This window comes from Methylobacterium adhaesivum (assembly GCF_022179065.1).
GTDB lineage: Bacteria > Pseudomonadota > Alphaproteobacteria > Rhizobiales > Beijerinckiaceae > Methylobacterium > Methylobacterium adhaesivum.
In genome coordinates this window covers 1-21,378 of the sequence record NZ_BPQD01000022.1, presented here as the reverse complement: position 1 = coordinate 21,378, position 21,378 = coordinate 1, and the positions used below count along the sequence as shown (strand labels likewise).

At 68.9% G+C, this 21,378-nt stretch carries 23 protein-coding genes and 1 other RNA gene; 14 read left to right on the top strand and 10 right to left on the bottom strand.

Annotated features, from left to right (window positions below):
* Nucleotides 1-42: 42 nt before the first annotated feature.
* The 5 genes from MFF01_RS15915 to gap form a co-directional block, all read right to left on the bottom strand.
* On the bottom strand, nt 43-702 hold the full coding sequence (locus tag MFF01_RS15915) for a thiamine phosphate synthase (protein ID WP_238226960.1): 660 nt from the start codon (nt 700-702) through the stop codon (nt 43-45).
* A 26-nt stretch (nt 703-728) separates the two neighbouring features.
* Nucleotides 729-1,802, bottom strand: a complete 1,074-nt coding sequence (fba, locus tag MFF01_RS15910; RefSeq protein ID WP_238226959.1) for a class II fructose-bisphosphate aldolase — start codon at nt 1,800-1,802, stop codon at nt 729-731.
* A 209-nt stretch (nt 1,803-2,011) separates the two neighbouring features.
* Complete coding sequence (locus MFF01_RS15905; RefSeq protein ID WP_238226958.1) at nt 2,012-3,214, bottom strand: phosphoglycerate kinase; 1,203 nt, start codon at nt 3,212-3,214, stop codon at nt 2,012-2,014.
* A gap of 79 nt (nt 3,215-3,293) precedes the next feature.
* Complete coding sequence (locus MFF01_RS15900; RefSeq protein ID WP_238226957.1) at nt 3,294-3,737, bottom strand: hypothetical protein; 444 nt, start codon at nt 3,735-3,737, stop codon at nt 3,294-3,296.
* A gap of 53 nt (nt 3,738-3,790) precedes the next feature.
* Entirely contained in the window at nt 3,791-4,798 is a 1,008-nt protein-coding gene (gene gap / locus MFF01_RS15895; protein WP_238226956.1) for a type I glyceraldehyde-3-phosphate dehydrogenase, read from the bottom strand.
* Nucleotides 4,799-5,225: 427 nt separating this feature from the next.
* Between gap and MFF01_RS15890 the strand changes: the two genes are divergently transcribed.
* From MFF01_RS15890 to MFF01_RS15860, 7 genes are all read left to right on the top strand, one after another.
* Nucleotides 5,226-5,507 carry a DUF4164 domain-containing protein gene (locus MFF01_RS15890; RefSeq protein WP_238226955.1) on the top strand — a complete coding sequence of 94 codons (282 nt, stop codon included), beginning with the start codon at nt 5,226-5,228 and terminating at the stop codon, nt 5,505-5,507.
* Nucleotides 5,508-5,540: 33 nt separating this feature from the next.
* Nucleotides 5,541-5,900, top strand: coding sequence for a cell division protein ZapA (locus MFF01_RS15885; RefSeq protein ID WP_238226953.1), 360 nt, complete (start codon nt 5,541-5,543; stop codon nt 5,898-5,900).
* A gap of 50 nt (nt 5,901-5,950) precedes the next feature.
* Nucleotides 5,951-6,107, top strand: a non-coding RNA gene (gene ssrS, locus MFF01_RS15880) — 6S RNA.
* A complete protein-coding gene (locus MFF01_RS15875; protein WP_238226952.1) occupies nt 6,097-6,687 on the top strand; it encodes a 5-formyltetrahydrofolate cyclo-ligase in 591 nt (196 codons plus the stop codon). The genes ssrS and MFF01_RS15875 overlap by 11 nt, the downstream gene beginning before the upstream one ends.
* A gap of 10 nt (nt 6,688-6,697) precedes the next feature.
* Complete coding sequence (locus tag MFF01_RS15870) at nt 6,698-7,519, top strand: TIGR00282 family metallophosphoesterase (RefSeq protein ID WP_238226950.1); 822 nt, start codon at nt 6,698-6,700, stop codon at nt 7,517-7,519.
* A 138-nt stretch (nt 7,520-7,657) separates the two neighbouring features.
* Nucleotides 7,658-8,611 (top strand): MotA/TolQ/ExbB proton channel family protein, encoded by a 954-nt coding sequence (locus MFF01_RS15865; RefSeq protein ID WP_238226948.1) that lies wholly within the window; start codon nt 7,658-7,660, stop codon nt 8,609-8,611.
* 1 nt (nt 8,612) lies between these two features.
* Nucleotides 8,613-9,626 (top strand): peptidoglycan -binding protein, encoded by a 1,014-nt coding sequence (locus MFF01_RS15860; RefSeq protein WP_238226947.1) that lies wholly within the window; start codon nt 8,613-8,615, stop codon nt 9,624-9,626.
* A 10-nt stretch (nt 9,627-9,636) separates the two neighbouring features.
* Here the strand turns inward: MFF01_RS15860 and MFF01_RS15855 are convergent, their stop codons facing one another.
* Genes MFF01_RS15855 through MFF01_RS15845 form a run of 3 tightly spaced genes read right to left on the bottom strand, consistent with a single transcriptional unit; the run spans nt 9,637 to nt 12,697 of the window.
* Nucleotides 9,637-10,650: a D-cysteine desulfhydrase family protein gene (locus MFF01_RS15855; protein WP_238226946.1), complete on the bottom strand. Its 1,014-nt coding sequence runs from the start codon at nt 10,648-10,650 to the stop codon at nt 9,637-9,639.
* A gap of 8 nt (nt 10,651-10,658) precedes the next feature.
* On the bottom strand, nt 10,659-12,503 hold the full coding sequence (locus MFF01_RS15850) for an ABC transporter transmembrane domain-containing protein (protein WP_238226986.1): 1,845 nt from the start codon (nt 12,501-12,503) through the stop codon (nt 10,659-10,661).
* Nucleotides 12,503-12,697 (bottom strand): hypothetical protein, encoded by a 195-nt coding sequence (locus MFF01_RS15845; RefSeq protein WP_238226945.1) that lies wholly within the window; start codon nt 12,695-12,697, stop codon nt 12,503-12,505. Before MFF01_RS15845 ends, MFF01_RS15850 begins: the two co-directional genes overlap by 1 nt.
* A 9-nt stretch (nt 12,698-12,706) precedes the next feature.
* Here MFF01_RS15845 and rpmE point away from each other — a divergent pair, with 9 nt between their 5' ends.
* The 5 genes from rpmE to MFF01_RS15820 all read left to right on the top strand — a co-directional run bounded on the left by rpmE (nt 12,707) and on the right by MFF01_RS15820 (nt 18,207).
* Nucleotides 12,707-12,961 carry a 50S ribosomal protein L31 gene (gene rpmE, locus MFF01_RS15840; RefSeq protein WP_018045309.1) on the top strand — a complete coding sequence of 85 codons (255 nt, stop codon included), beginning with the start codon at nt 12,707-12,709 and terminating at the stop codon, nt 12,959-12,961.
* 306 nt (nt 12,962-13,267) lie between these two features.
* Entirely contained in the window at nt 13,268-13,729 is a 462-nt protein-coding gene (locus MFF01_RS15835) for an invasion associated locus B family protein (protein WP_238226984.1), read from the top strand.
* 54 nt (nt 13,730-13,783) lie between these two features.
* On the top strand, nt 13,784-14,428 hold the full coding sequence (locus tag MFF01_RS15830) for a hypothetical protein (protein WP_238226944.1): 645 nt from the start codon (nt 13,784-13,786) through the stop codon (nt 14,426-14,428).
* Nucleotides 14,429-14,474: 46 nt separating this feature from the next.
* Nucleotides 14,475-16,499 carry a glycosyltransferase family 2 protein gene (locus tag MFF01_RS15825; protein ID WP_238226943.1) on the top strand — a complete coding sequence of 675 codons (2,025 nt, stop codon included), beginning with the start codon at nt 14,475-14,477 and terminating at the stop codon, nt 16,497-16,499.
* A gap of 28 nt (nt 16,500-16,527) precedes the next feature.
* The gene (locus MFF01_RS15820; RefSeq protein ID WP_373319777.1) at nt 16,528-18,207 is read left to right on the top strand and encodes a glycosyltransferase family 2 protein; all 1,680 of its coding nucleotides are present in this window, start codon (nt 16,528-16,530) and stop codon (nt 18,205-18,207) included.
* Nucleotides 18,208-18,210: 3 nt separating this feature from the next.
* Here the strand turns inward: MFF01_RS15820 and purC are convergent, their stop codons facing one another.
* Both purC and nth read right to left on the bottom strand, forming a co-directional pair.
* Nucleotides 18,211-19,005: a phosphoribosylaminoimidazolesuccinocarboxamide synthase gene (gene purC, locus MFF01_RS15815; protein WP_055955211.1), complete on the bottom strand. Its 795-nt coding sequence runs from the start codon at nt 19,003-19,005 to the stop codon at nt 18,211-18,213.
* Nucleotides 19,006-19,227: 222 nt separating this feature from the next.
* Nucleotides 19,228-19,959 (bottom strand): endonuclease III, encoded by a 732-nt coding sequence (gene nth / locus MFF01_RS15810; protein WP_238226942.1) that lies wholly within the window; start codon nt 19,957-19,959, stop codon nt 19,228-19,230.
* A gap of 20 nt (nt 19,960-19,979) precedes the next feature.
* On the opposite strand from nth, the gene MFF01_RS15805 reads away from it, so the two are divergent.
* Together MFF01_RS15805 and MFF01_RS15800 are read left to right on the top strand one after the other, a co-directional pair.
* Nucleotides 19,980-20,501 carry a DUF2244 domain-containing protein gene (locus MFF01_RS15805; RefSeq protein WP_238226941.1) on the top strand — a complete coding sequence of 174 codons (522 nt, stop codon included), beginning with the start codon at nt 19,980-19,982 and terminating at the stop codon, nt 20,499-20,501.
* Between the two features lie 2 nt (nt 20,502-20,503).
* A complete protein-coding gene (locus tag MFF01_RS15800) occupies nt 20,504-21,010 on the top strand; it encodes a DUF3016 domain-containing protein (RefSeq protein WP_238226939.1) in 507 nt (168 codons plus the stop codon).
* Nucleotides 21,011-21,378: the final 368 nt, after the last annotated feature.

The window sequence follows — 21,378 nt, the reverse complement described above, 5'->3', positions numbered from 1 at the left end:
CCGTCAGCACCAGGTTTGCTGCGATTAGGGGCGCGATGGCCCTCACGCGGCGGACCCCGCCGCCGTCACGATTGCCTGGATCGCGGCTACGTCTGCTTCGTCACCCATCCACAGGGCGCTTTCCAACCCAAGAAATTCCACGCCTGTCGCCACAAGGGCGTCGATCTCGCCCGCTTCGTGGGCCACAGCGATACAGGGCGTCTCGAAGATCTCCGTCCACCACGCGGCCCGGTCGAGGACCGTCGCGGCCTCGGGCGCTATCCCATCGGCGTAGAGGCCACCGAACATGACGTAATCGACGCCGGCCTCGCCGGCTTCCATGGCCGCGTGCTTCTGCTCGTGACCTCCGGCGCCGAGGATCCGTCCGTCGTCGAGGCGCTCGCGCAGCTCGGCAAGGTCTCCGTCGCGCGCCTTGTCGAGGTGGACGCCGTCGGCGCCACCCCGCGCGGAGACGCTGACGATGTCGCCGGCGAATCCGGGACAGGCGACCACGAGGGCCGCCCCGGTGCCCTGCGCCGCCGGGCCTATGCGCTTGACGAGGTTCACGAGGCTGCGCTCGTCGGAGGGCGCGAGCCGCAGGATCACGGCGGCGACGTCACCGGCCGCGCAGGCCGCCGTGAGGGCCGCCGCGAGGGCGTCGGCGTCCCCCGCCTCGACCCGGTGCGGGGTCAAGAGGGCGAGGCGGGTGCGGGGCTCGGCCATGGGGTTCCCTCCGGACGATCGGGCGCTCAGCGCGCCGCGCCGATCTTCGGATCGAGGGAGCCGTCGGCGTAGCGCTTGGCCATGTTGGCCACGGAGATCGGGCGGATCTTCGAGCCCTTACCAGCGGTGCCGAACTCCTCGAAGCGCTGGCGGCAGAGCTTCGTCATCGCCTCCATGGCGGGCTTGAGGTACTTGCGCGGATCGAACTCGGCCTTGTTCTCGGCGAGGATCTTCCGGATCTGCCCGGTCATCGCCATGCGGTTGTCGGTGTCGATGTTGATCTTGCGCACGCCGTGCTTGATGCCGCGCTGGATCTCCTCCACCGGCACGCCCCAGGTCGGCTTCATCGCGCCGCCATACTGATTGATGATGTCCTGCAGGTCCTGCGGCACCGAGGAAGAGCCGTGCATCACGAGGTGCGTCGTGGGCAGTCGGCGATGGATCTCCTCGATCACGTTCATGGCGAGCACTTCGCCGTCGGGTTTGCGCGTGAACTTGTAGGCGCCGTGGCTGGTGCCCATGGCGACCGCGAGGGCGTCGACCTTCGTGGCTTCGACGAACTTCACCGCCTCGTCGGGATCGGTCAGAAGCTGGTCGTGGCTGAGCACGCCCTCGGCGCCGTGGCCGTCCTCGGCCTCGCCCTCGCCGCTCTCGAGGGAGCCGAGCACGCCGAGTTCGCCCTCCACCGACACGCCGGCCCAATGGGCCATCCTCGTCACGTTGCGGGTGATCTCGACGTTGTAGGCGTAATCGGCCGGGGTCTTGCCGTCGGCCTTGAGCGACCCGTCCATCATCACCGACGTGAATCCGTACTGGATCGCCGTGGCGCAGGTGGCCTCGTCGCTGCCGTGGTCGAGGTGCATGCAAACGGGGATGTGCGGATAGACTTCGACGAGGCCGTCGATGAGCTTGGCGAGTACGATGTCGTTTGCGTAGGCGCGCGCGCCCTTGCTCGCCTGGAGGATGACGGGCGAATCGGTGGCATCCGCCGCCGCCATGATGGCGAGGCCCTGCTCCATGTTGTTCAGGTTGAACGCCGGCACGCCGTATTCATGCTCGGCGGCATGGTCCAGGAGCTGCCTCAGGGTGATGCGGGCCATGGGTTTCTCCACACGATGAGGCCGACCCCGTGAGGCGCCGTCCGTTGAATTTGGCTCGTCTTTTCTGACGTTTGCCGCTCCGTCGCAACCGCTATCGACGGCCGTCCCAAGCGATCGCCTCATCCCAAGAATGTCCGGCGCGGGCGACTGGGCAAGTCCCCCGCGCGACCGGCGGCGTCGCGGGTCGATTGAGTGCCGTAGAAAAGGTGTCAGGCCTTGGCGCGCAGGGCCTCGACGCCGGGCAGTTCCTTGCCTTCCAGCCATTCGAGGAAGGCACCGCCGGCGGTGGAGACGTACGAGAACGTCTCGGCCACGCCGGCATGGTTGAGGGCCGCCACGGTATCGCCGCCGCCCGCGACGGAGACCAGCTTGCCGGACGCCGTCCGCTCGGCCGCGTGGCGGGCCGCCGCCACTGTCGCTGCGTCGAAGGGGGTGAGTTCGAAGGCGCCGAGGGGGCCGTTCCACACCAGGGTCGCCGCCGTGTCGATGGCAGCGTTGATCTCGGCCACCGTGGCGGGGCCGGCATCGAGGATCATACCTGTGTCGGGCACGGCCGCGACTGACACGGTCTCGTGGGCCGCATTCGCCTTGAACTCCGTGGCGACGACGGCGTCCACGGGCAGGATGATCCGGCAGTTGGCGGCTTTCGCCGCCGCGACGATGCGCAGGGCCGTCTCAGCGAGATCCTTCTCGCAGAGGGACTTACCGACCCCGAGTCCCTGCGCGTGCAGGAAGGTGTTGGCCATGCCGCCGCCGATGACGAGCATGTCGACCTTGGCGACGAGGTTCTGCAGCAGGTCGATTTTCGAAGACACCTTGGCGCCGCCGACCAGGGCGATCACGGGGCGCGCGGGCGCTTCCAGACCCTTGGTCAGGGCATCGAGTTCGGCCTGCATCAGCCGGCCGGCATAGGCCGGCAGCACGTGGGCGAGACCCTCGGTGGAGGCGTGGGCCCGGTGCGCGGCCGAGAAGGCTTCGTTGACGAAGAGATCGCCGTTGGCGGCAAGATCGCGGGTGAAGGCCGGGTCGTTCTTCTCTTCGCCGGGATGAAAGCGGGTGTTTTCCAGGAGGAGGACGTCGCCGTCCTTGAGGGCGGCCACGGCCGCTTCGGCGGCGGGGCCGACGCAATCCTCGGCGAAGGCCACCGGGCGGCCGAGATGCTCGGCGATGGCGGCCACCACGGGCTTCAGGGATTCGCTCGCCACCGGCTTACCCTTGGGACGGCCGAAATGGGCGAGCAGCACCACCCGTCCGCCCTTGTCGGCGATCTCCCGGATGGTCGGCACGATGCGCGCGATGCGGGTCGCATCCGTCACGCGGCCGGCTTCCATGGGCACGTTGACGTCCACGCGCAGGAGCACGCGCTTGCCGTTGAGGGCGCCGGCATCGTCGAGGGTACGGAAAGCGGTCATCGGGGCCTGACGTCTCGGAATGGGTTGGCGCCTTGGCGTGGGCCGGGGACTTGGAAGGCGCTGGAGGCTCGGGGGCGGCTCAGCGCGGCGGAATCAGGGTGTCGAGGTGGAAGCGCTGGGCCGCGATGGTCAGCGCCACCGTGAGCACGGCGGTGATGACGGCCGTCAGCACCAGGGCGCCGGAACCCGGCAGGCCGCGGGTCCGGTCGGCGATGGCGCGGACTTCGCTGCGCAGGGCCGAGAGGTCGGTCTGGCGCGCGGCCTCGTTCATGCGGGCGGCCGCCCCCTCGATCTTCTCCTCAACGCGCGAGAGCAGCGCCTCGGAGCGGGCGTACTTGTCCTCGATGCGCGCGCACTTGTCCTCGATCCGGGCGAGCTGGTCGCCGCCCGGAGCCGGTGTGTGCACGGTCTCGGCCTTGCCGACGACCGTCGGGGGCGGCGGGGTCTGGGCCGAAGCCACCGCCGTTCCCGTCTGGGGCGTGCCGGGGATGAAGTCGCGTCCGGTGGGGGAGGTCTCTGTCATCTCGGGCACACTATCGGGTTTCTGGAAGTGGACGATCCGTCAGACGTGACGGCTCAGAGCAGTTTGCCCAAGGCGACGGCCGTGTCGGCCATGCGGTTCGAGAAGCCCCACTCGTTGTCGTACCAGGCGAGGATACGCACGAACGTGCCGTCCATCACTTTGGTCTGGTCGAGGTGGAAGGTCGACGAGTGCGGATCGTGGTTGAAGTCGATGGAGACGTTGGGCTGATCCGTGTAGCCGAGCACGCCCTTGAGGGGGCCATCGGCGGCGGCCCGGATGGCGCCGTTGATCTCGTCTACGGTGGTGGCGCGCTTGGCGGTGAACACGAGGTCGACGGCCGAGACGTTGGGGGTGGGCACGCGGATCGAGGTGCCGTCGAGCTTGCCCTTCAGTTCCGGCAGCACGAGGCCGACGGCCTTGGCGGCGCCCGTGGAGGTCGGGATCATCGACAGGGCGGCGGCGCGGGCCCGATAGAGGTCCTTGTGCATCTGGTCCAGCGAGGGCTGGTCGTTGGTGTAGGAGTGGATCGTGGTCATGAAGCCGCGCTCGATCCCGATCAGATCGTTGAGCACCTTGGCGACCGGCACGAGGCAGTTCGTGGTGCACGAGGCGTTGGAGATCACGAGGTGGTCGGCGGTGAGCGCCTGGTGGTTGATGCCGTAGACCACGGTGAGGTCGGCTCCGTCGGCGGGCGCCGACACGATGACGCGCTTGGCGCCGGCGTCGAGGTGGGCCTTGGCCTTGTCCTTCGAGGTGAAGATGCCGGTGCATTCCAAGGCGATGTCGACGCCGAGCTCGCGGTGCGGCAGCTCGGCGGGATTGCGCACGGCGGTGACGCGGATGCGCTGCCCGTCGACCACGATGAACTCGCCGTCGACCTCGACCTTGGCGTTGAACCGGCCATGGATCGAATCGAAGCGCAGGAGGTGGGCGTTCGTCTCGACGGGGCCGAGATCGTTGATGGCCACCACCTCGATGTCCTTGCGGCCGGCCTCGTGGATGGCGCGCAGCACGTTGCGGCCGATACGTCCGAACCCGTTGATGGCGACTTTCACCGACACGGCGTGAACCCTTCCCTTAAACGGACACCGACCCGGCGGCGTCCTCCAGCATGGAGATCGGGGCAGCAGGCCTCGATCTATCGCCCGCACTGCGCGAATCCAGGTTGAACGCGCGATGAATTGCGGTCGTCATCCGGCCACTCGGGATCGTCCGGGAATCGGAGGATGCGCGCGAGGAGCCTGAACGTGTCACGGAATGCGAGATCCGATTGGCGGGCGGCCGGTCTCTAGCATGCGGGCTTGGCCTGGCAAAGGTCACACCGAATGGAGTCTTCCGCCTCATACTGTTGTTCGTCCTCGCCGAAAGGCACGGTTTTCGATGGGATCGTCGTGGCTCATCCGTCGATCTGCGCCGATGTCCGTCGGGCCGCCTTATGATATCGAGAGCCTGATTGACTGTCCGGCACGGGCGAGGGAGGCAATTCTTGTGAGCACGGCCATCGACGATGCCCTCCTGCAGCTCACGACGGCCCTGACCCGCCTCGAAGTGGCCGTGGGGCAGAGATTCGAGGCCGAGCGCGACCCGAGCGACCTCGAGACCGAACTCGCTATCATGGGCGAGGACCGGGCGCGCCTCGCCGCCGAACTCGATGCCGCCAGCGCGCGCCTCGCGACGGTGGAGGCGGCCTCCGACGACGTCGGACACCGGCTCGGACGCGCCATCGCTGCCGTGGAGGGGGCGCTGGTTCCCTCGGACGGCCTGCGTTAGCCTGTCCGACCAAGCCTCTTCCTCGAAGACACGATGCCCCAGATCAACGTCACCATCGACGGCAAGACCTATCGCATGGCCTGCGCCGCCGGCGACGAGCCCCACCTGACCGCCCTGGCGAGCGGCCTCGACGCGCGCATCGTCGGGATGCGGCAGTCGTTCGGCGAGATCGGCGACATGCGCCTGCACGTCATGGCGGCGTTGATGCAGGCCGACGAACTCGAAGAGACGAATCGCCGCCTTGCCGCCCTCGAGGCCGAGACCGCGGCCCTGCGTGAGCAGGTGGAGTCCGCCGACGCGCGGCGCGCCGACGAGCAAGCGCAGACCGCCGCCGCCCTCAGCCGGTGCGCCGAGCGTATCGAGATGCTGACGAAATCGCTTTCGGCGGGGTGAGCCGCGTATTCCCCCTGGCGCCGGCCCCGGGCCGTCGCTACATAGGATAGGCGGGGCTGCCGCGTTCGTCAGGAGAACTTTCCCCGGGGCCTTATCGACTCCCCAGGGAGCTGTCCCTGGCCCTGTCCCTGGACTCGGCCAACACGGCGCCCACCTACACTGTAGGTTTCCCGGGATCGACACTCCAACGGCTCACGTGGCTCCGCACCCTCACTCCTCCGCTTCCCTGAAAGCCTCCCTGCGCGAAGCCGCCCTCGGGCGGCGCGACGCCCTCGATCCGCAGGCGCGGCAGGCGGGCGCCCTCGCCATCGCCGACGCGGTGATGGCGATCGCGGCGTTGGCGGATGCGCCCATCGTCGGCGCCTTCTGGCCGATCCGCAGCGAGGTCGATCCGCGACCGCTCATCGAGCGCCTCTTCACGCGCGGCCAGCGCGTCGCCCTGCCGAAGGTGACGCCGGACGGCCTCGTGTTCCGTGAGTGGCGGGCGGGCGAAGCCCTGGTGCGCGGCGGCTTCGGCCTGAGCGAGCCGGACGACAGCCTGCCGCCCCTCGACCCGACCGCCCTCATCGTGCCCCTCGCCGCCTACGATGCGCGGGGCCACCGCATCGGCTACGGGCGCGGCTACTACGACCAGGCCATCGAGCGGCTGTCGCGCAACGGTCCCGTGCTCACCATCGGCATCGCCTTCTCCGTCCAGGCCGTGGCCGAGGTTCCGGCGGAGGCACACGACCAGCCCCTCGACCTTCTCATCACCGAAGCGGGCCCGGTCTCGCTGACACGAGCCTGACGAACCCGCGATGCGTCTTCTCTTTCTCGGCGATGTCGTCGGCCGGCCCGGCCGCCACGTGATCACGGACCGCCTGCCCCAGCTCCGCGAGCGCTGGCGCCTCGATTGCGTGGTGATCAACGGCGAGAACGCCGCCGGGGGCTTCGGCCTCACGGAGGCCATCTGCGACGAGCTCATCCAGGCCGGCGCCGACGCCGTGACCCTCGGCAATCACTCGTTCGACCAGCGCGAGGCCCTCGTCTTCATCGCACGGCAATCGCGCCTCGTGCGCCCGGCGAACTATCCGCCCGGCACGCCGGGGCGCGGCGCCACCGTGGTCGAGACGGAGAAGGGCGCCCGTGTCCTCGTCCTCAACGTCATGGGCCGCATCTACATGGATGCCCTCGACGATCCGTTCGCCGCCGCAGAACGCGAGCTGACGGCCTGTCCCCTCGGCGAGGTCGCCGATGCGGTCATCGTCGACGTTCACGCCGAGGCAACGAGCGAGAAGCAGGCCTTCGGGTATTTCCTCGACGGCCGAGCCAGCCTCGTGGTCGGCACCCACACCCATACCCCGACGGCCGACCATCGCATCCTGCCCGGTGGCACCGCCTACCTGTCGGATGCGGGCATGTGCGGCGACTACGACTCGATTCTCGGCATGCAGAAGGACGAGCCCCTGCGCCGCTTCCTCCAGAAGACGCCGGGCGCGCGCCTCGAATCCGCGCACGGGGAGGGGACGTTGTGTGGCCTCGCCGTCGAGACCGACGACCGCACCGGGCTCGCCACGGGCGTCTGGCCCGTGCGCCTCGGGCCGCATCTGGAGGAAACCTGGCCGCGCGGCTGGGATTAGCCCGGCTTCCACGGGGATGACCGCGTAGGCGGCTTGATCGTGGGCAAGGCTCCGGCCACTGTGCGGTCGAGATCGTTCCGAGGCCTGCGTCTTGGAGCGGCCGATCCCGATCGTTGCGTTGGAAGAGTGCCCTAGCCGATGGCGACCCCACCTGCGACCCTCGCCCGGCCCGGCATCTACCTCGTGCGGATGGTGGTGTTCCTCGCTCTCGTGGGCTTCCTCGCCTTCGTCCTGTTCCGGCAGATCACCCCGGCCTTCCTCGCCAATCCGGGGCTCAACGGCCTGATTCTCGGCGTGCTGCTCATCGCCGTGCTGCTCGCCTTCGGGCAGGTGGTGCGGCTCTACCGCGAGGTGGCCTACGTCAACGCCGTCGCGGCCGGCGAGGCGCCCGCGAAACCGCCGTCCCTCATGGCGCCCCTCGTTCCGGCGCTCCTCGCCCGGCGCGAGGGAACGACCCTGCCGGGCACCCGCGCGTTCCTCGATACGGTGGCGGCTCGCCTCGACGAGGGCCGCGAGATCCTTCGCTACGTCTCGGGCCTCCTCATTCTGCTGGGCCTCCTCGGCACGTTCTGGGGCCTGATCGACACCCTGAGCGCCGTCGGCTCGGTCATCAGGACCATGCGGGGCGGCGGCGAGGCGGCGGCGATGTTCGACGAGCTGAAGAACGGCCTCGCCGTCCCCCTGTCGGGCATCGGCCTCGCTTTCTCGGCCTCGCTGTTCGGCCTCGCGAGCTCCCTCGTCACGGGCTTCCTCGACCTCCAGGCCGGCCAGGCCCATGCCCGCTTCCACAACGAACTCGAGGATTGGCTGATGTCCGGCGAGGCCGTCGCGGCGGCCCCCGCGAAGGCCCAGGAGCCCGCTTCCGCCCGCGCCCTGCAGGAGGCGGTGGACCGCCTCACCGCCGTCGTGGCCGAGGGCGCCAATGGCCGCGTGGCGACGCAGGCCATGACGAATCTGGCCGAGGGCATTCAGGGCCTCGTCCAGCACATGCGGGCCGAGCAGCAGATGATCCGGGATTGGGTCGAGGCGCAGGCGACGCGGGAGCGTGAGCTGAAGCAGGTGCTCGACCGGCTCGGTCGCGAGCGCGTCTGAGATGGCTTCGCTGCGCACCCGGCGCGACCGTTCCCTCAACGTCTGGCCGGGTTACGTCGATGCCCTGGCGACCCTGCTGCTGGCCGTCGTCTTCCTGCTCACCATCTTCGTGGTGGGCCAGTTCTTCCTGTCGCAGGAGATCACCGGCCGCGATTCGGTGCTCACCCGCCTCAACCGCCAGATCGCCGACCTTACCGATCTCCTCGCCCTCGAGCGGTCGACCCGCAAGACCCAGGAGGCGACGGCCTCGTCCCTGCGCAACACCCTGCTGGGGGCGGAGGCCGAGCGCGACCGCTTCAAGCTTCAGGCCGAATCGAACCAGGGTACGGCCGGCCGCCAGGAGGATGTCGACCGGCAACTCGCGGCCGAACGGGCGGGCTCGGCCCGCGCGGCGACGCAGATCGAGCTTCTGAACGAGCAGATCGCCGCCATGCGCCGGCAACTCGCCGCCCTGGAGGATGCCCTGGCGGCCTCGGAGAACCGCGACAAGGAGAGCCAGGCCCGCATCGCCGACCTCGGGAGCCGCCTCAACGTGGCCCTCGCCCAGAAAGTGCAGGAACTGGCGCGCTACCGCTCGGACTTCTTCGGCCGCCTGCGCCAGATCCTCGGCACCCGCACGGATATCCGCGTGGTCGGAGACCGCTTCGTGCTGCAGTCCGAGGTGCTGTTCCCGGCCGGGTCCGCCACCCTGAAGCCGGAAGCCATGCCGGAGCTCGACCGGATCGCCGGGGCGATCCTCGACCTGTCGCGACAGATCCCCGCCGACATTCCGTGGGTGCTGCGCGTCGACGGCCACACGGATGTCCGGCCCATCGCCAGCTCGCAATTCCCCTCGAACTGGTCGCTCTCGGCGGCCCGCGCCATCGCGGTGGTACAGGCCATGGTCGCCAAGGGCATCCCGCCCCAGCGCCTGCTGGCCGGTGCCTTCGGCGAATTCCAGCCCCTCGATGCGGGGACGAGCGAGGAGGCCTATGCGCGCAACCGCCGGATCGAGATGAAACTCACGGAGCGATAAGGCGTCGGGATCACCCGGCCATGACGTCCGGATACGCGAACAGGCCCGGCACGCCACCGGTCATCACGAACAGCACGGCCGTGCCGGCCGGATAAAGTCCGGCGCGGATGTCGTGCAACAGGCCGGCGAAAGCCTTGCCGCTGTAGACCGGGTCGAGGAGCAGCCCCTCGGTCCGGGCGAGGAGGCGTACCGCCTCGAGCATGCCGTCGGTGGGGATGCCGTAGCCCGGCCCGCGATGCGCGCCGTCGATATGGATGTCGTCGGCCGTCAGCGACAGGTCGGCCGACAGCAGCGCAAGGGTAGCCTTGGCCTTGTCGAGGGTGATCGCGCGCGCCCGCTCCTCCGTCTCCAGCACGGCGTAGGACTTGGCGAGGCGCGGATCGTGTCCCGAGGCCTTCAGGCCGGCCGCGAGGCCCGCATGGGTGCCGCAGCTGCCGTTGGGAACGACGATCTGCGCGAGAGCGAGCCCTATGGCTTCGGTCTGGGCAAAGATTTCGCCCGCGCACGCTGCGTAGCCGAGACAGCCGACCGGACTCGAACCGCCCGACGGAAACACGTAGACCCGCCGCCCGATGGCTCGCAGTGCCTCGGCCCGCGCCTCGGCCAGGGCGAGGGAATCGGCCTCTGCCGGCAGTTCGTGGACTGTCGCACCGAAGACGTCGTCGAGGAGGCGGTTGCCGTTGCGGGCATAGGCCTCCTCGGAGCGCGGTACGCTGCGGGTGAGGAAGAGTTCGCAGGCGAACCCCGACCGGGCGGCGGCGGCGGCCGTGAGGCGCGCGTGGTTCGATTGGATCGCCCCGACCGTGATCACCGTGTCGGCCCCTTCGGCGCGGGCCGCCCCGAGGAGAAATTCGAGCTTGCGCAGCTTGTTGCCGCCGAGCCCGAACCGGGCGAGGTCGTCCCGCTTCACGAACAGCCGGACCCCGTTGAGATCCGCGCCGAGGTGCCGGGCAAGCCCGTCCAGGGACTCGATGGGGCTCGGCAGGTCGAGGAGGGGCAGGCGCGGGAAGCGCGACAGATCCATGGCGAATCCTACTCCGCCGGCAGGGCTTCGCGCTGCGGATGCGCCTCGCGGCGGGACGCCTCCTCGTAGGCGTCCGTGAACTGGAGCGCGGCGAGCTGGGCATAGAGCGCGCCGTGCGCCAGCAGGCTGTCGTGGGTGCCGGATTCGACGATCCGGCCGCCGTCGAGGACGAGAATGCGGTCGGCCGCCCGGATGGTGGCGAGGCGGTGGGCGATGACGAGGGTGGTGCGACCTCGCATGAGGGTGTCGAGGGCGGTCTGGACCGCGCGCTCGCTCTCGGCGTCGAGGGCCGAGGTGGCCTCGTCGAGGAGCAGGATCGGTGCATCCTTCAGGATGGCGCGGGCGATGGCGACGCGCTGGCGCTGGCCGCCCGACAGGGTGACGCCGCGTTCGCCCACCGTGGTGGCGTAGCCCTGGGGCAGGGCGCGGATGAACCCGTCCGCATGCGCCAGTTCGGCGGCGCGCTGAACCTGCGCCTCCGTCGCCTCCGGCCGGCCGTACCGGATGTTCTCCAGGACCGAGCCGGAGAACACCGCCGGGTCCTGCGGCACCAGGGACAGGCGTTCGCGCAGGGCATCGGGATCGGCGCGGCTGATGTCGGTGCCGTCGACCCGGATGGTGCCGCTCTGGGGATCGTAGAACCGCAGGAGCAGTTGTAGCACCGTGGTCTTGCCCGCCCCCGAGGGGCCGACGAGCGCCACGCGTTCGCCCGGTGCGATGGTGAAGCTGATGCCGTCGAGGGAGGGGTGGTCGGGCCGCGTCGCATAGTGGAAGCGCACGGCCTCGAACGCCACCTCGCCGCGCGGCGGCGCGGGGAGGGCGACGGGGTCGGCGGGTGCCTGGATCGCGGGCTTCGCCGCAAGGATCTCGCCGAGGCGTTCGGCGGCGCCCGCCGCCTGCGCGAGTTCGCCGTAGACCTCCGAGAGCTGACCGAGCGCGCTCGCGCCGAACACGGCGTAGAGCACGAACTGCGACAGCTGCCCTGCCGTCATGGTGCCGGCGAGGACGCCTTGCGCGCCGTACCACATCACCCCGACGACGCTCGCCGAGATGAGGAAGATGGCGACACCGGTCAGCAGCGCCCGGGCGCGAATCGAATCGCGGGCCGCCGCGTAGGCGTTCTCCGACGCCTCGCCGAAGCGGGCCGCCGTGGTGCGGCCCATGCCGAAGGCCTGCATCGTGCGGATCGCGCCCACGGCTTCCGCGGCGTAGGCGGACGCTTCGGCGAGGCGGTCCTGCGCCGCGCGGGAGCGCCGGCGCACGCCGCGTCCCGACAGGATCAGCGGAAACACGATGAGGGGAATCGCCACGAGGACGAGGATCGAGAGCTTAGGGCTTGTGATCACCATCATGGTGATGGCTCCGGTGAACAGGAAGGCGTTGCGCAGCAGGATGGAGATGCTCACCCCGAACACCGCCTTCACCTGCGTGGCATCGGCCGTCAGCCGGGAGATGATCTCGCCCGACAGCGACCGGTCGAAGAAGGCGGGGTCGAGTTCGGTGAGGCGCCGGAATACTGCCGTGCGCAGGTCCGCGACCACGCGCTCACCCAGCGTCACCACCGTGTAATAGCGGGCCGCACTCGATAGGGCGAGGACGGCGACGACGCCGATGAGGCCACCGAAATAGGCGTTGATGACGCTCTGGCCCTCCGGCGAGAAGCCGTGGTCGATGACCCGGCGCAGGGCCATGGGCACCACCAGGGTAGCCAGCGACGCCATCAGGAGGGACAGGAAGGCCGCGAGGATCCGCCCGCGATAGACGGCGGCGAACGGGATCAGGGGGCGCAGGGAGCCGAGTGGCGCCTTCGGTCGTCCCTCGGCGGGCGCCTTCTTCTTCGAACCGCGTGCCATCATGCCTCGTCGGTGTTGTGGATGTCCGGGTCGGGGACATCGGTCTCGAGAAACTGGAATTCGACGAACCCGCGATTGCCCGCAGCGGCGCGCTTGTCCAGAGCCGACGCCTGGGGTATAGGCGCGCCTTCATCCGATTGCGCGTGATCTATGGCCGCGGGCCGCCAGACGAGCCGGTCGGCGTGGCACTTCAAGGATTCGTCATGGCAAAGAGTGCGGCCGACAAGGCCAAGGGTACCGAGCATCCCGACTATCACTTCATCAAGGTCGTGATGACCGACGGGTCCGACTACATGACCCGGTCGACCTACGGCAAGGAGGGGGACACCCTCAACCTCGACATCGACCCCAACACGCATCCGGCCTGGACCGGCGGCGAGCAGAAGATGCTCGATCGCGGCGGCCGCGTCTCGCGCTTCAACTCCCGCTTCGGCGCCCTGTCCTTCGGCAAGAAGTGACGGACGCTTCGTGATCCGCCCTCGGGCGGATACACGAAGTCGACACGAACGGGCGGCGCCGATGGCGTCGCCCGTTCGTGTTTCCGGGGCGCGGCTCTCGATCGGCCGCACGTGTCACAAGCCTGTCGCCCCGGGGAAGGCGGCGCATCGCTTGACAGATGCGGCTCTCGCATGGTCCCAAGCCCCCGGGTTTTCGCCGCGCTCGCGCGGCCGCAAGGGGTTTGCCGCGTGGGGTTTCGAGCAATGCTGCGGCGTGACGGCCACCGCGTCGCCCGCTGGTCCGGCCTCGGCCTGGCGGGCCTTCTGATGACGGCGGGCCTGGCGTCTCCGGCCGCCGCCCAGGGCATGGTTCGCAACACGTTCGGCGACTGGCAGCTGCGGTGCGAGACGCCGGCCGGAGCCAAGGCGGAGCAATGCGCCCTGGTGCAGTATCTCGCCGCCGAGGATCGCCCGAACCTCACCCTCGTGGTGATCGTGTTGAAGACCGCCGACAACCGCGGCTATCTCCTGCGGGTGGTGGCGCCGCTCGGGATTCTCCTGCCCTCCGGCCTCGGCCTAAAGATCGACAAGACCGATGTCGGGCGCGCCGGCTTCGTGCGGTGCCTCACCACGGGCTGCGTCGCCGAGGTGGTGATGGATGAAGGTCTGATCAAGCAGTTCAGCAGCGGCGCTCAGGCAACCTTCATCGTGTTCCAGACACCGGAGGAGGGGGTCGGCATCCCCCTGTCCATGAAGGGGTTCACCCAGGGCTTCGAGAACCTGAAGTAGGCCACCGGCGGTGGGGCCGGACCGGGAACCATCGACGCAAATCGGGAACGGATCATGTCGAACCATCCCTGCCGGGTCGCCCGGCACCTCCTGATCGTGGTCCCGGCCATTCTTGCCGCGCAGGCGGCGAGGGCCGAAGATGGCAACGTGTTCACCAACATCTTCAAGTATGGCGGCACCAGCGTTCCGCCGTCGCAGACTGCTCCCCTGGAGGAGCCCTATTGTCCGACGGTGGACGTGCCCGAGGGCGGCGCCGCCCTGCGCAATCCGCCGAGCGTGACCGGCACCGCCACCGCTCTGCGAAGCCAGACCACCCTCGGACGTCTTGCTCGGGAATGCACCCGGCTTCAGGACGGCTCGATTCGCGTCAAGGTGGGCATTGAGGGGCACGTGCTCCTCGGTCCGGCGGGGGCGCCGGGCCGGTTCGAGGCCCCCCTCACCATCTCCCTCAAATCCACCGGCACCGTGCTCGTCACGCGTGTCCGCCGGGTCGCCGTCACCGTGCCGCCGGGCGCCGCCCAAGGGTTGTTCTCCGTCATCGAGGACGACCTCGTGGTTCCGGCGGCCTCAACGGGGAACTACGATATCGAGGTTCGCCTCGGAGGCGCGGCGCCCCGTCACGCCCCGGCCCGTCGCAAGCCCCCCGCACCCACGGCCACCTCCGAGGCCCCCGTCGCCGTTCCGGCTACGGCTGAATGAGGCTGTCGGCTTGGAGGCGCGGAGCCAGAGCCGACGCACGCGCATCATGACGCGCCTCGCGTGGCTCGGCCGCCCGACGGCCTTCACCCTCCAACCCTGCGACGATTCCGCCTTCGGCTGGCGGCTGAGCCTCGCCGGGGCGCCACGCGGGTGCTGGGTGGTGTTGACCTACCGCGAGCGCGCAGTCCCACGACCGCTCCGTCCCCTGATTCGCCTCGTGCGGGCGGCGGAGCACCACGACGTGTTTCCGCTCCCCGGCGCCGCCCTGGGATCGGCGTCCTGGCTCGGCTACCTGCCGCCGGATTGCACCGACATCCACCTCGCCCTCGATCCTCGCACGGGCTTCGACCTCGAACGGGTGGGGGTGCGGACCCATGCCGATCTCATCGCCGAGTGCTTTGCGAAGCGCCCGATACGGGCCTTCGCCGCCCTGTATAATGCCGTCCGGGGCGACGAGCGGCGCTTCCGTGACATTCTGCGCGGCGCCTGCGCGACCACGCCTCGGACGCGGTACCGAGCATGGGCCGCCACGCGGCGGCGGCGCGCCAACGCATCCCCCATGGCGGCCGGTCCGCCGATCCACCTCGTGATTCCGGCCAAACAGTCGGAGTCGGAGGCTGTCGCGACGACGCTGCGGAGCCTCGAGGCCCAGACATCGACTCGCTGGCACGCCGTCGTGGCCTGGGTGGACGGACGGGGCGAAGCCACGTCCACGGATTCACGGGTGACACACCGGGATTGGCCGACCGGCGGACTGTTGCGAACGCTGGCGCCCGATGCGGCCATCCTCGGGCTTCTCGACCCCAGCGAGGGCCTGGAGGCGGACGCCCTTGCGCTCCTTTCGGATGTTCTCGGCGGCGCCGATGCCCCGCAGATGGTCTATGCCGATGCTGAGACCCTCGGCGCCTATCCGCTTCCGCGCCTAAAGCCGGACTGGAGCCCCGATCTCGCCCTGGCCCAGGGATATCCCGGCTTCACACTCTATACCGGCAGCCTCCTCGCGCGGTTGATGGATAGTTCGCTCGGGACCCCCGAAGCCGCCCGGATCGATCTCGGCTTGCGCGCCACCGGAATGGCGACGGCATCGCAGGTTGCGCATCTGCCGCGCGTTCTCCTGCGCGGGCCGGATATCGACCGGACGGCCCGGCACGCCGAGCGCCTGGAGCACCACCTCGACGTCGCCGGTTCGCCCGCGCGGGCGCATCGCTATCCCGCAGGTTCCGACCTGCTGTGGCCCCTGCCCGAACCGGCCCCCCTCGTCAGCATCGTGATTCCCTCGCGGGATCGCCTCGATCTCCTGCGTCCCGCCGTCGAAGGCGTTCTCGACCGTACGGCCTATCCGGCCATCGAACTCGTGATCGTCGACAACGGCTCCACCGATCCGGCGGTGCGGACGTATTATGAGCAGCTGCGCCGCGACCCGCGCGTCGCGATCCTCGATTGGCCGGGACCTTTCGACTTCTCCGCCATGACCAATGCGGGCGTCGCGGCGACCCGCGGTCGGGTCGTCCTGCTCCTCAACAACGACATCGCCGTCCTGCGGGAGGATTGGCTCGACGTGATGGTCCGGCAGGCTTGCCGTCTAGAGGTCGGTGCCGTCGGCGCCAAGCTTCTCTACGCCGATGGCACGCTGCAGCACGCGGGCGTCGTCGTCGGCCTCGGCGGCCGGGCCGGTCATATCCTGCGCCGTCGCCCGGCCGACACGCCGGGGCATCTCGGGCAGAACCGCGTCGCTCACGAGGTCTCGGCCGTCACCGCCGCGTGTCTGGCCGTGGAGCGCCACAAGTACGACGCCGTGGGGGGCCTCGACGCGCAAGCCTTCCCCATCGACTTCAACGATGTCGATCTCTGCCTGCGGCTTAACGCGGCCGGGTTCAAGACCGTGTGGACCCCGCATGCCGTCGTCGCCCACCTCGAATCCACCAGCCGCGGCCCCGCCCTCGGCGCCGCGCGGATCCGCTTCGAGGCCGAGGCCGCCCGCTTCGTCGACCGCTGGCGCGAGACCATCCGGCACGACCCCTATTTTCATCCGGCGCTCTCGCTGACGACCTTCGGCGAGGACCTCGAATGATGGTGCTGCCCGTGCGGGAGATTGTCCGCTGACGGACCGAGACGCCCTGCCGTTCCCGGTTCCGGCGCGCCCGGCCCTCGGCGCACGCCTGCGCGACGCCGTCGGGATCCTCCTCCGGCACCCCGGGGACGCCGTCGCGATCGTGAAGGCGCGGCTGTCCGGCAAACGCGTTCGTGCGGCCCAGGCCGGGGCGGCCCTCTTCGGCCTCGATCACCATGCCCTGCGATGGCCGGGCGGCGAGCGACGTCGCGCGTCCGTAGCCGATGTCGAGGGGGCCGGCATCACCGTGGTGCTGGCGGACGAGATCGCCCGGCCGTTAAGTCCGGATGTGGCCATCGTCGTTCTGACGGCCACCGGCCATGCTCTCGCGGACGGAGCCCCGACCAGCCTCGCGCGCGCCTTCGCCGCGCATCCCGACCGATTCGCCCTTTACGGGGATGCCCTCGTCCGATCCGGAGACGCGCTCCTGCCGGTCCTGCGCCCGGCGTTCGACCCCGACTATCTGAGAGCGGTGGATTACATCGGGCCCGTCGTCGCCTTCCGTCGCACGGCCCTCGACGCAGTAGGTGGCCTCGGCGCCCTCGACCCGCAGGCACCGGCCTTCGATGCGCTGCTGCGGTTGGCGGCGACTTTCGGCGCGAAGGCCATCGCCCATTTGCCGGCCGTGCTCTCGTTCGCCGACGATGAAAGCTGTGCGACCACGCCTCCGGCAGGGGAGGGGGGGCGAGACAACCTTTCCGCCCGCCTGCGGATCGTTCGACAGGATCTTGAACGGGCAGGGCAATCGGATGTCGGGGCGATCCCGGCGCGCGACGGCGTCATCGCCTTCGCGCGTCCGCTGCCGGACCCACCGCCCCGCGTCAGCCTCATCGTCCCGACCCGCGATCGCCTCGATCTCCTGCGACCCTGCATCGACAGCCTGATCCACCGCACAGATTGGCCGGACCGGGAAATCCTGATCTGCGACAACGACAGTCGCGACGCGCAAACCCTGGCGTATCTCATCGAACTCACGCGGCAGGGTATCGCCCGGGTCGTTCCGTGTCCGGGGCCCTTCGATTTCGCGGCCATGAACAACCGCGCGGCGATGCAGGCGACGGGCCGCGTCCTCGCCTTCATCAACAACGACGTGACCGCCACCGACCCGACTTGGCTCGATCGAATGGTGCGCGAGGCCCTGCGACCCGAGATCGGCGCCGTCGGCGCCCGGCTCATCGACGGGCGTGGACGCATCCAGCATGGCGGCGTGATTCTCGGACCGGGCGGCCTCGTCACCCACGCGCACCGCTTCTTCCCCGGTGAGGCGCCGGGCTATCTCTCAGGGCTTCTCGCGACTCGACGGATCTCCGCCGTAACGGCCGCCTGCCTTGTGGTTGAATCCCGGAAGTTCGCGGCGGTGGGCGGGTTCGATGCCGCCGCCTTCGCGGTGGATTTCAACGACGTCGATCTGTGCCTGCGTCTCAACGCGGCCGGTTACCATAGCTTCTATGTCGGCGGCGCTGTCCTGACTCATGACGAGGCCGCCAGTCGCCGTTGGACCGAGGAGGCGCAAACCCGGCACGCGCGCGAGGTCGCGACGTTCAAAAAGCGATGGGGGCCGCTGCTGGCGCAGGACCCCCATTATCACCCGGGGTTCGACCCCGATCTCGGTACCTATGCGCGGTTGCGACCCGGTTGGCCGGGTGCCGATCCGATCGCGCCGCGCTGACGGTTACTGGACCAGGCGCGGGCCGCCGGTCTGAACCTTCTCGTTCTCGGACATGATGCCGAGACGCTTGGCGACTTCCGTATAGGCCTCGATGAGACCGCCGAGATCCTTGCGGAACCGGTCCTTGTCGAGCTTGTCCGAGGACTTGATGTCCCACAGGCGGCAGGAATCCGGGGAGATCTCGTCGGCGACGACGATGCGCATCATGTCGCCTTCCCACAGGCGGCCGGTCTCGATCTTGAAGTCGACGAGGCGGATGCCGACGCCGAGGAAGAGGCCCGACAGGAAGTCGTTGACGCGGATCGCCAGCGCCATGATGTCGTCGATCTCCTGGGGCGTCGCCCAGCCGAACGCCGTGATGTGCTCTTCAGACACCATCGGGTCGTTGAGGGCGTCGTTCTTGTAGTAGAACTCGATGATCGAGCGCGGCAACTGCGTGCCTTCCTCCAGGCCGAGGCGGGTCGCCAGCGAGCCGGCGGCGACGTTGCGCACCACCACTTCGAGGGGAATGATCTCGACTTCGCGGATCAACTGCTCGCGCATGTTGAGGCGGCGGATGAAGTGCGTCGGCACGCCGATGTCGTTCAGGTGCTGGAAGACGAACTCGGAAATCCGGTTGTTCAGCACGCCTTTGCCGTCGATGACGTCATGCTTCTGCGCGTTGAAGGCGGTCGCATCATCCTTGAAGTGCTGGATGAGCGTTCCCGGCTCGGGACCCTCGTAGAGGACCTTCGCCTTGCCCTCGTAGATGCGACGGCGGCGGTTCATAGGCGTGTACCGTGGTTTGAGGAAGTCCATGAGCCGTGACTCCTTAGGGACGAAGGATGCGGAATCCGCGGCGTGGCGACCGTGAGGCGGCCGGGCCATGGGGACACATCGTTCGTCGAAAGCCTCCACGACCGTGGCGCAAACTACCCGAACCGAACTGCCAGCACAACGCGGTGGCCGGTCGGGGGGTATCCGCGTCCGTGGAAGCGCTCCGGTCTTTTGTCCGCTACGGTGAAGGGAGACGCTACACCGTCAGGGAGCGACGGTCTTCATCGGATACCGGCACAGGTCCGCGATGGGGCAGATCGGGCAATCGGGCTTGCGTGCCTTGCAGATGTAGCGCCCGAACAGGATCAGCCAGTGATGGGCGTTGAGGCGGTAGGGCTCTGGCACGATGGCCTCGAGCCCCGCCTGCACCTTGTCGGTGGTTGGTGCAACGAAGAGGGGGATGCGGTTGGAGACCCGGAAGATATGGGTGTCCACCGCGATGGTCGGGACCCCGAAGGCGACGTTGAGGACGACACTCGCGGTCTTCGTGCCGACGCCCGGCAGAACCTCGAGATCCTCCCGCGAGGCCGGCACAGCGCCGCCATGCCGCTCGACGAGAATGCGCGAGAGCGCGATGACGTTCTTCGCCTTGGTGTTGAACAAGCCGATGGTGCGGATGAAATCGCGGACCCGCTCCTCGCCCAGCGCAAGCATCTTTTCCGGCGTATCCGCGACGGCGAAGAGCGGCGCGGTCGCGAGGTTCACGCTTTTGTCCGTCGCCTGGGCCGACAGAACCACGGCGACGAGGAGCGTGAAAGCGTTGCGATAGACGAGTTCCGCCTTCGGTTCGGGATCGGCGGCGCGCAACCGGGCGAAGATCTCTTCGCGGACTTCCGCCCCGACGGGTGAGGGGGAAGGGGGACGTGCGACGATCGGCTTTGCCGAAGAGCCGGTTCGAGGCGATTTCTTCGGCGGGATTGGCTGTCGGGTGCGCATGGCCGCGTTATATTGCGCGCATGGCGAGCGGCAACATCCCGATGCACCCGGACGGGCTCGATCCCGACAGCATGGACCGGCCGGTCTTTCGCGCGACCATTCGGCCGAACCAATCCCTGACCCCGGACGGCTTTCGCAACGTGATGATCGCGTGCGGTCTCGTATCCGTGGTGACCTCCGTGGTCTGCATCCAGGCGGGATTCTGGCCCGTCGCCGGATTCTTCGGCCTCGACATGCTCGCCCTCTACGCGGCCCTGAAGGCGAGTTTTCGCCGCGGCCACTCGTTCGAGGAGGTCATGATCACCCCCGTGGAGGTGATGCTGGCGCGCGTGACCCATCGGGGCGAACGCCGGGAATGGCGCTTCAACCCCCTGTGGACGAAGCTGACCAAGGTCGAGGACGAGGAGTATGGTCTCCAGACCCTGACCCTGGTGTCGCGCCGCGAATACGTGGTGGTGGCCCGCGACGCCTCGCCGACGGACCGCGAGGAAATTGCCGAGGAACTGACCCGCGCCCTGGCTCAGGTGAAGAAAGGGTTCTGAGGATGCGGGGTGGCTTTCTGCTTCCGGCGCTCGCGCTTGGCCTCACGGCGAACGCCGCCGCCGCGCAGGTGAGCGTCCGCTTCGTCGAGCCCGAGCGTTACACCGATGCAGAGAACCGTCTTGGATCTGGCCTGTCCCTGCGGGTCACGCTGGGTGAGATCCGGCGGATCGTCGAGGGGTTCGGCCGCGATTTGCCGGCGGGCCGCACCCTCACCGTCGATATTCTGGATATCGATCTCGCCGGTATCGAGCGCCCGAGTGCCAACGTTCCGTTCGGCTTGCGGGTCGTCAGCGATATCACCCCGCCGCGCTTCCGTCTTCGCTACGTCTTGTCCGAAGGCCGTCGTCGCATCACCGCCGGGGAAGAGGCGGTGACCGATCCCAACTTCCTGCTGAGGGCTTCGCGCCTCGCCAACGGAACATTTGCTTACGAGCGTGACCTGCTGCGGGATTGGTTTCGCCGCCGTATCGTCGAGGGACGTCCCGCTGCGGAGCGAGGCCCCCAATAGACCTTCGCGTGCGGAACGGCGTTTCCGCTCATTCCCAGGCGCTAAGAGACGCCTGTCGCGGAACGTTCGCAAAAAACGCATCGCATCGTCATTTGGCCGTTGACGGGCCGTGTTGGGGTCCGTATACCCCACTCATCGGCGGCGGCCAGCGGGTCTTACGGGATCTGGCGGAGCGGGTTGCCGGTCATCTTGGAGATTTAGCGGATGGATGATCCGGCTTTGGCTGGATGGTCCACTGTTTTTGTCTCTTGGGTGTTGTTCTGTCGGTTGGGTGGTTTGGCGGGTTCGCTGGATTGTCCGGGTTGACAGGGCGGCGACGGGGCTCTAGACGCTCCGAACCGCTGGGACGGCCCACCGATGGTGGGTTC